The 1,252-nt window shown below is 57.2% G+C and carries 1 protein-coding gene; it reads right to left on the bottom strand.

All coding sequences use genetic code 11. From position 1 onward, the window contains the following. The coding region (locus ACJRW5_RS24900) for an ISL3 family transposase (RefSeq protein WP_484573140.1) at positions 1-1,157 on the bottom strand (1,157 nt) is incomplete at its 3' end. Positions 1,158-1,252: the final 95 nt, after the last annotated feature.

The following is a 1,252-nucleotide window of genomic DNA, read 5'->3' as shown; positions in this document are numbered from 1 at the left end:
CTGTCCCGGTAGCCGTAAGCCATCCGTTTGATGACCTTGATCCGGTTGTTAATCCCTTCTAGCTGACCCGTGTGCATGGGCCAGCGCACTCGGCTCAGGATGCCGCGCCAGTAGCCCCTCAGTCGTTTAGCAAACTGCTTCAGTGCCGGTATCTCGCTTTCTCCAGCCAAGCGCAGCCATTGCTTCCAGGCTGATCGCCAGCCCCAGGCAGTGGTGGGCGACCAGAGCGTTTTAAGTTCGGCTTTCATCAGGTAAACCGTCATCAGCGACTGGTTAGCGGCCAGTAGATCCTGTAGGCGTACTTGCTGCTCTTCGCGTTTGAGGTTCTCTGGATTACGCAGCAACAGCCACCGCGCTTGCTTGATGACCTTACGTGCAGGCTTGTCATGCCGCAGACGGTTGGCTTCATCCACTCGCACTCGATCAATCACTTCTCGACCGTACTTGGCGACCACATGAAACAGGTCATAGACCACCCGCGCCTGCGGGCAGTGTTGGCGCACCTCCAAGTCAAACGCAGTATTCATGTCCATCGCCACTGCTTCTATCCGAGCGCAGCCTTCCGGCCCCAGCTCTTCAAAGAACGGCCTGATGGCAGCTCGACTGCGTCCTTCGCCAATCCACAGTACCCGTCGGGTATCGGCATCCAGCACAACGCTGGCGTAGCGATGCCCTTTGAACAAGGCGAACTCATCCATCACCAAGCGCTTCGGCTGAGCTTTCGGTAGCTTCTCCAAGGCGGCTTGTAATGCTCGTCGCTCCAGCAAACGCACGCTATCCCAGTGCAAGCCGAACAGCTCAGCGACGTGCAGTGTGGGCAACCGCCGGCAAGCCTGAGTCACCGCTTCGGCCAGCCGTCTGGTCATCCGCGAATAGCGGTCAAGCCAGCTAACTGACTCCATTCGCTTACCGCATGCGCCACATTCGACGCGTCGCAGCTCCACATTCAATCGCACCGAGCGGCCAAGAATGGGCAAGTCACGGATCGAGCGCTGACAGTATTCATGGATGGTGGTGCTGGGCTGATGGCAGCCGCTGCAAGTAGGGAATCTGCTGGGATTTGGGATCAGATCGATCAACAGCGCTTCGCCGTCAGGTCTGATGCCAATGACAGAAAAGCCCTCCCAAAAGGGCAGGAACGTATTAACATCGTGCACAAGAACGCCGGTTTGTAGATGTGTTTGCTCGCACGAACATCATCCATCAAACCGGCGTTCTTGTTTCCATCTTTCCCGGGATTCCGTGAAGAACC

The organism is Pseudomonas pichavaramensis (assembly GCF_050473265.1).
Lineage (GTDB): Bacteria > Pseudomonadota > Gammaproteobacteria > Pseudomonadales > Pseudomonadaceae > Aquipseudomonas.
The sequence above is the reverse complement of the archived record's forward strand: the minus strand, read 5'-3'. Positions and strand labels throughout refer to the sequence as shown.